This is a genomic window from Solimonas fluminis (genome assembly GCF_002930645.1).
GTDB classification, from domain to species: domain Bacteria; phylum Pseudomonadota; class Gammaproteobacteria; order Nevskiales; family Nevskiaceae; genus Solimonas_A; species Solimonas_A fluminis.
In genome coordinates this window covers 62,563-69,338 of the sequence record NZ_PSNW01000017.1, presented here as the reverse complement: position 1 = coordinate 69,338, position 6,776 = coordinate 62,563, and the positions used below count along the sequence as shown (strand labels likewise).

At 63.5% G+C, this 6,776-nt stretch carries 8 protein-coding genes; 4 read left to right on the top strand and 4 right to left on the bottom strand.

The window, feature by feature from the left end; translation table 11 throughout:
- Positions 1-157: 157 nt before the first annotated feature.
- Positions 158-1,696, bottom strand: a complete 1,539-nt coding sequence (locus C3942_RS20945) for a cryptochrome/photolyase family protein (RefSeq protein WP_104232322.1) — start codon at positions 1,694-1,696, stop codon at positions 158-160.
- A 460-nt stretch (positions 1,697-2,156) separates the two neighbouring features.
- On the opposite strand from C3942_RS20945, the gene C3942_RS20940 reads away from it, so the two are divergent.
- The gene (locus tag C3942_RS20940) at positions 2,157-2,372 is read left to right on the top strand and encodes a hypothetical protein (RefSeq protein ID WP_104232321.1); all 216 of its coding nucleotides are present in this window, start codon (positions 2,157-2,159) and stop codon (positions 2,370-2,372) included.
- A gap of 68 nt (positions 2,373-2,440) precedes the next feature.
- Here the strand turns inward: C3942_RS20940 and C3942_RS20935 are convergent, their stop codons facing one another.
- Both C3942_RS20935 and C3942_RS20930 read right to left on the bottom strand, forming a co-directional pair.
- Complete coding sequence (locus C3942_RS20935) at positions 2,441-2,845, bottom strand: BLUF domain-containing protein (protein WP_104232320.1); 405 nt, start codon at positions 2,843-2,845, stop codon at positions 2,441-2,443.
- 62 nt (positions 2,846-2,907) lie between these two features.
- A complete protein-coding gene (locus tag C3942_RS20930) occupies positions 2,908-3,435 on the bottom strand; it encodes a TetR family transcriptional regulator C-terminal domain-containing protein (RefSeq protein WP_207766183.1) in 528 nt (175 codons plus the stop codon).
- Between the two features lie 98 nt (positions 3,436-3,533).
- On the opposite strand from C3942_RS20930, the gene C3942_RS20925 reads away from it, so the two are divergent.
- The 3 genes from C3942_RS20925 to C3942_RS20915 all read left to right on the top strand — a co-directional run bounded on the left by C3942_RS20925 (position 3,534) and on the right by C3942_RS20915 (position 4,779).
- Positions 3,534-3,941 (top strand): hypothetical protein, encoded by a 408-nt coding sequence (locus C3942_RS20925; protein ID WP_104232318.1) that lies wholly within the window; start codon positions 3,534-3,536, stop codon positions 3,939-3,941.
- Positions 3,941-4,276, top strand: a complete 336-nt coding sequence (locus C3942_RS20920) for a hypothetical protein (RefSeq protein WP_104232317.1) — start codon at positions 3,941-3,943, stop codon at positions 4,274-4,276. The genes C3942_RS20925 and C3942_RS20920 overlap by 1 nt, the downstream gene beginning before the upstream one ends.
- Before the next feature lie 80 nt (positions 4,277-4,356).
- Positions 4,357-4,779: a DUF6713 family protein gene (locus tag C3942_RS20915; RefSeq protein ID WP_104232316.1), complete on the top strand. Its 423-nt coding sequence runs from the start codon at positions 4,357-4,359 to the stop codon at positions 4,777-4,779.
- Between the two features lie 66 nt (positions 4,780-4,845).
- On the opposite strand, the gene C3942_RS20910 is transcribed toward C3942_RS20915, so the two are convergent.
- Positions 4,846-6,618: a diguanylate cyclase gene (locus tag C3942_RS20910; RefSeq protein WP_165797565.1), complete on the bottom strand. Its 1,773-nt coding sequence runs from the start codon at positions 6,616-6,618 to the stop codon at positions 4,846-4,848.
- Between the last annotated feature and the right edge of the window lie 158 nt (positions 6,619-6,776).

Sequence of the window (6,776 nt, the reverse complement as noted above, 5' to 3'; positions counted from 1 at the left end):
AGCCCTGCGCTACATCCCCGCCCTGAACGACGAGCCGGCCCACATCGCCGCCCTGGAGGCCCTGGTGCGCCGCGAGCTGCAGGGCTGGGACTACCCCGCCGAAGGCGCAGCGGAGCGGCAGGCACAGATCCCGGACAAGCGGAACCCCTGAGCGGCGCTAGGGTTGCCCTCCGTTCTGCCGGATGGCATGAGCCTTGATTGCAATCCTCTGCTTGCGAAGAGCCGGGAGGCCGTCCAGGTGGCGAAGCTGCATGCGCATGCGCGGGTTCTCCCGAAGCAGCGCCTCGTGCCGCATCAGGAAATCCCAGTAAAGCACGGTGAAGGGGCACGCGCGGTCGCCCTCCGCCTCACGCGGCGAATAGCGGCAGTTCCGGCAATAGGGGCTCATGCGATCGATATAGGCGCCGCTGGCGGCGTAAGGCTTGCTGGCCATCAGGCCGCCGTCGGCGTACTGGCTCATGCCCAGGGTATTGGGCAACTCGACCCATTCGACGGCATCGACGTATACGGAGAGATACCAACCATGCACGGCCTTGGGATCAACCCCGAGGAGCAGCGCATAGAGCCCGGTCACCATCAGTCTCTGGATATGGTGGGCATATCCCAGGCGGAGAGTCTGTCCGATCGCGTCGCGCAGGCAGGCCATTTCCGTATTTCCGTTCCAGTACCAGTCAGGAAGCGGCTGCCGCGCCTCGAGCGCATTGCGGTCGATATATCCCGGCATCCGAGTCCAGTAGATGCCGCGCACATACTCCCTCCAACCCAGGATCTGCCGGATGAAGCCTTCCGCCGCGGGGAGCGGTGCCTTGCCATCCTTCCAGGCCTGCTCGGCGGCACCGATGACCTCGCGCGGGTCGAGCAGCTTGAGATTCAATGCGGCCGACAACTGCGAATGGAATAGCCAGGGCTCCCGCGGCCACATGGCGTCCTGATAGCGGCCGAAATCCGGCAACCGGTTTTCAATGAAGCAATCCAGCGCCCGGAGGGCCTGGCGGCGGGTGACAGGCCAGCCGAACGAGTCGAGCGTGCCGGGATGATCCGGGAAATGATCCAGGACAAGCTCGATCACTTCGCGAGTGATGGCATCCGCCTCGAACTGCGGCGGAGAACTTATCTCGGGCGGACCCGCGCGTCCGAACGCGGCCCGGTTCTGCGCGTCGAAGTTCCACACTCCTCCGGCAGGCATGCCATCGACCATCAGCACATGATGCCGCCGGCGCATCTCCCGGTAGAAGTACTCCAACCGCAACCGCGGATGCGCCTCGGCATACCGGCGAAATTCCCGAACGCTGTTGTAGAAATGCCGGTCGTCGCGGACTTCCAGGGGCAAACCCTGCCGCCGTGCCTCGGCGCGAATGGCCTGCAGAACCCGCCAATCGCCGGGCGCGGTCATCAGCAGCCGCTCCGGCCTATGCCGCGCGATAGCCCGGCCAAGACTTTCCGCGAGGCTGTCCGCGGACCCGGGCTCGCCGAGCTTCTGGTAGCTCAGCGGCAGCCCCTGCTCCTGAAGCTGCCATGCGAAGTGGCGCATCGCCGAGAGAAACAGGGCGATGCGCTGCTTGGACGACCACACGTGGGTGGATTCCTCCCGGATTTCCGCCATCCAGACCCGGTCATGGCGGATCTCGAATCCATCAAAAGCCGATGCATTCGCATCCAGTTGATCGCCCAGGATCAGGACCAGGTTCCTGCACATGCTGTTCTCCCGCGAGCCTTCGTGGCAGGCATGCAAAGCCGGCGAGCGCCGCAACAGGCCGCTCAACCGAGTCTGATGATCGCGCCGCCTGCCCTTCTGTCGGCGCACGACTCTCTCTACGAGAGCCCGCCATGAGTCGGATGAGCCCTGGCGCTCCGCAGCCCTGCGCCTGGGGCAACTCAGCCGTGAACAGCCTGGCGGCAAATGCCTCGGCCCTGCTTCGACGGGCAGGCGGCGCTCTCGGGCAGGCAGCGGCATCGGCGGCGAGGCTGGCCGCCAAGAGCGGCAGGATCCTCTACGCAGCGGCGACGTCCAGCATTTCCGAAGCGCTCCGGGCGACGGGCTTCCTGGCTGAAACCGAATCCCGGAGACCCGCGTACAGGCATGGTGCTCCGTTGTAGCGTTACCGCCGGACAAGCCGCTGCGATCCGGGCACGGATAGCCAAGCCCTCATGATTCCATGGACCATATTCGAAGACTCGAGAAGCTCCCGCAGGCCGAGCTCCAGCGCCTGGTGCTCGAGCTGAAGCTACGCGGATACCGCGAGGTCCAGAAATCCGAGGGCACGCCGCTCCTGCCCAAGCAGTTCTTTCGTCAACGGTCGGGGCCGATGGGCCCGAGTCCGGATGAAACGGAATACTGGGTCATTGTCTGGCTCGAACCGCTCGTGGAGTAGCCCCGTGGGTCCTTAGGGCCGCTCACGGCGGATGGCCTTCCATCCTTGGGTCCCGAAGTCGTCCCGACTCAGTCGGATGCGCGCAGGCGCCTTGAAAATTCCTTCAGGGTCTCGGCGAAAACCGAAGAATTGACCGTTTCCAATCGCCGGGCCTTGAGCGCGGCGACATGCTCGAACTCCAGCGGATTCTGCCGCACCAGGCCCATGGACCATTCGCGGAAGATGGCGTCCGACGCTTGCGTGACGTGGATGACCCGGGGGTCCGAGTGGCGGCTGTCGTCGATGATTTTTGCGTATAGCCGAAAGACGGAGTGCTCGGGCCCCTCGAGGAGTTGCATGTACCAGCCGCCGCCGTAGATCAGCACGCCGGTCACGGCCAGTGCCGGATTGTTCCGGCGTGCGGCGCCCAGGATTTCCTCGAGCTCTTCATCGGCCGCCAACTTGGCCTGGCTCAGATAAAGCAATCGAATCAAGAAGCACCTCCGAACCTATTCATCGTTGCAAGCCGGTGCCCTGCCTTAGATGGACAAGGAATCTAGCCCTTCTGCGCTTGGAAGAAGCTCAAGGCCTTCGCTGCTCGTGCGGTTGCCTCCTTCCCGATGCAGATGTCCACCAACGCCAACCCATCGATAACGGCAATGACCGCCGAGGCGACGGCCGCGCGGTCTGCTCCTGCGGGGAGCTGCAGCCTCGCATCTACCCATTGCCTGAACCCGGCCATGATCTGCTCTGCGATTTCACCGAATGGCCGCTCTCCCCGGGCAGCCGCTGCGACGACCTCGACCCACAGTCGCATGAAGCGGCGCATCTCCGGTTGCGTGGTGGATGCTCCCGCGAGCTGAACCAGTTCCGCCGGCGGCCATCTCCTGCCCTCCGGCAAGGCGGTGGACAACACTCCAGCAAGCTCCTCGGCAACCCTGGCCATGGCCGCGGCCAGCGCTTCCGCCTTGTCCGCAAAGTAATAAAGGAGCATTCGATCGCTGATGCCAGCCGCAGCAGCGAGTTGCCTGAGACTGGTCTGCGCCAGTCCCGTCTGCAGAAGGTGGGCAGCCAGGAGGGTCACGGCCCTATCCCGCTGTTCGTCCTTTACACCCATATCCGATTGCCTTGTAGCATCCGCTACATTCCATTAGTATGTAGCAAGTGCTACAGGAGCCGCCCATGCCGCCTTCCATGTACTCGATTGCCCCGCTGGTGGCAGCCGCCGCCTTCCTGATCGTCCTGGGATTTGTGAGTGGGAGGGGTTCCGAATCACGTTCAGCCTGGACCCTTACGGCGGCGCTGGCTGCGATTTTCGCAGCGTGGTCGATCCATGCCGTACTGGAACACGGCTTGAAAGCGGTATGGGACGAGCATATCCGCAACGCCTGGGCCAACCAAATCTGGTTCGATCTGCTCTTGGCGATCGGGACCGCCTATGCGCTGCTGCTGCCGCGCGCCAGAGCTTCGGGAATGCGTGCTTTCCCCTGGCTCCTACTGATTGCCTGCACGGGCAGCATCGGCCTGCTGGCCATGCTCGCCCGCTGCCAGTTCCTCGAAAGCAACCGCCGGACTCGCGGAGAAGCATGATGACGGTGTTCAAGATTTTTCTGGTCGGATGTCTGCTCGCCATCGTGAGCTATACCTCGGTAACGGTCGCTACGCAGGGCTGGAACCTGCTCCCGGTTTTCTTCGGCGATATGGCTGAGATGGGATGGCCGGGACAGTTCAATCTGGACTTCTTTACACTCCTTCTGCTGTCGGGATTCTGGGTCGCCTGGAGGCATCAATTCAGCATCTCCGGCTGGACGCTCGGATTGCTGGCGGTGTTCGGGGGCATGCTCTTCCTGTCGATCTACCTGCTGGTCCACAGCTACAAGACGGGAGGTGATGTCAGGGCCCTTCTCGTTGGACAGCGTGCCTGATCGCGTCGGCCTGGCGACGGGCCCGAAAGTATCAACGTCCGATCTTGCGCATGCCGATGCCCGCCACGAAGGGAGGACCGATGGAGCGCCTGCAGCACTGCGTCTTCCTGATTGCCTTCTCCCTGGTCAACGCGCATGAGCTGGACGCGATGACCCAATCGGAGTGGCGGCTGCTCTACATCCTGAGAAGCCTTCCCGATCCGGTCGCCGAACAATATTTCGTTCTTCTGCATGTTCCGCTGATGGCGGTTCTCCTGCATCTGTGCTTCAGCCATGACCGCATCGTGTCGCTCCGGACCCGGGCCTTGGTCTGCGCCTTCGGGCCGATTCACGCGCTGCTGCACGGGTCTCTTTCGGGCCATCCGCAGTACAGCTTCGATTCCCCGCTCTCGCTCGGACTTATCGCCGGATACGCGGTCGCCGGCATGTCCTACCTGCTGCTGAGGGCCCTCGTCCGCGAGCGGTCGGGGAACCAGGCCGCGCGGACCGGCGTTCAGCCGTAGCCTGCCGTAGGACAGCGGGCGGTCACGGCGATGGAAACGCCGCCGGCGACGGCAGCAGCGATTCAGCTAGTCCAGCGTCCGCGCCTTCGCCTGGAACTCCATGCGGTCGCGCCCCTTTGCCTTGGCGGCATAGAGCGCGGCGTCCGCTCGTGCCAGCATGCCGAGGATATCGTCCTCGACGCCATCGTTCCGAAGCACGCTGACTCCGATCGAGGCCGTAATCCTCACGCCAGGATTGCCCGGCACGGAGATGACCGCCTGTCGCAATCTCTGCAGTATTCGATCTCCCAGTTCCCGGGCTCCATCGGCATTGCTGTCCGTGCACAGAACAGCGAACTCCTCGCCGCCCAAGCGGGCCGTGGCGTCCTGAACGCGAACCTCGTCCTGGAAGATGCCCGAGGCGATGCGCAGGACTTCGTCTCCCGCCGCATGGCCATGACGATCGTTGATGGCCTTGAAATGGTCCAGGTCGATCATCAAGAGCGACAGGGGCGCCCCGGTTCGACGAGAGCGCCGGACTTCACGCTCGGCCTGCTCCATGAAGTGCCGGCGATTCGGCAAGCCTGTCAGCGAATCGTGACGCGCCTGGCGGTCCAGCTCCTCGAGCAATCTCCTGCGCTCGCTGATGTCGATGAAGGACATGATAAACCGGGTCACTTGCGCTGATGCGTCAAGCTCCGGGAACCCATATACCAAGACCCAGCGCGGCTCGCCGCCTTCCTCGGTAATCACCCCCAACTCGCAACCACCCAATGGAGCTTTCGTTTCGCGGACGCGGTTGACGGGAAACTCTTCCGGGGGCATCGCGGTACCGTCAGGTCGGACGAAGCGCCAGTGCATGCCGATCGCCTGCCGTCCCAGGATTTGATCCTTGGTCAACCCCAGGATCTCCAGCGCCGCCGGATTGGCGTAGCGAACACCGGTGTCCGGGCCATGGACGACCACGGCGGTGCCAAGATGCTCCAGCAGCCGGCGCATCTCTTCCTCGGTGAGCCGCCGCTGCTCTTCCAGCTGCCTTCTCAGGGTAATGTCCTGGATCTGGGCGATGAAGTGGAGCGGGGCTCCTTCGGGATCCCGCAGGAGCCCGACATCCAGCTGCACATGCACGAGGCGTCCTTCACTGGCGACGTAGCGCTTCTCCATCTGGTAGCACTCGCGGCGACCGCTCAGCAGATCATCGACATTGTTCAGGTCGGCGCTCAGATCGTCCGGGTGAGTGATGCCCTGGAAATCCATCTGCTGCAACTGTTCTTCCCGATAGCCGAGCAGAGTACAGAGCGATGCGTTGGCCCTGGCGAAATGCCCGTTCAACTCCACCAGTGCCATGCCGATGGGGCTTTGATGGAATGTAAGCCGGAAGCGCTGCTCGCTGCGGGCCAGTTCCTCGGTTCGCATCTGCAGGCTATGCACGGTTTGCGACAGCTGCTGGTTCAGCTCAGCCAGCTCCGCGCGCGCCCGGATGTTGAATCGCAGCGTGTCGTTCAACCGGGGCATTACCCACCATAGCGAAATGGCAGTCACCGCCGATATGGCTGCGGTTACCAGCATCACGGCTGCGTCCAGCCGGTAAACCGGCCGCCACAGATTGACGACATCGATGACGTGCGTCGTGCCGCAGGCGAAGATGAAGGCGCCGAACACCGTGGCCAGCCAGCCGTAGCGGAGATCAGGGTTACGGTGGCGAAACCACAGCAGCGCTATCGGAATGGAGTAATAGGAGGCCGCGACGATGAGGTTTCCGGCCACCAATGCGGCGACCAGTTCAGGCCGCCAGGCAAGGCAATACCCATGGGGCAGGAACCCGCCAGCAGAAGCCGCTTCAGCCAGACTGTCGAGCACCGGGCACCCTTCCTGCGTAGGTGCGGAAGGTAGCGGCAACGGCCGCTCAGACCGCAGCGACTTTTTGTCGGGGCGATCTGTTGATAAGCCCGGAGCACTCTTCTCCCGATCCCCCATGGGCGGGCGCTTCACTTTCGCGATGCCTCATCGGAAGCGCC

What these genes read in the sequence shown, in the direction of transcription:
- C3942_RS20940 (WP_104232321.1), top strand. Translation starts at nt 2,157, where the DNA reads ATGGACCATATTCGAAGACTCGAGAAGCTCCCGCAGGCCGAGCTCCAG.
- C3942_RS20925 (WP_104232318.1), top strand. Translation starts at nt 3,534, where the DNA reads ATGCCGCCTTCCATGTACTCGATTGCCCCGCTGGTGGCAGCCGCCGCC.
- C3942_RS20945 (WP_104232322.1), bottom strand. Translation starts at nt 1,696, where the DNA reads ATGTGCAGGAACCTGGTCCTGATCCTGGGCGATCAACTGGATGCGAAT.
- C3942_RS20915 (WP_104232316.1), top strand. Translation starts at nt 4,357, where the DNA reads ATGGAGCGCCTGCAGCACTGCGTCTTCCTGATTGCCTTCTCCCTGGTC.
- C3942_RS20920 (WP_104232317.1), top strand. Translation starts at nt 3,941, where the DNA reads ATGACGGTGTTCAAGATTTTTCTGGTCGGATGTCTGCTCGCCATCGTG.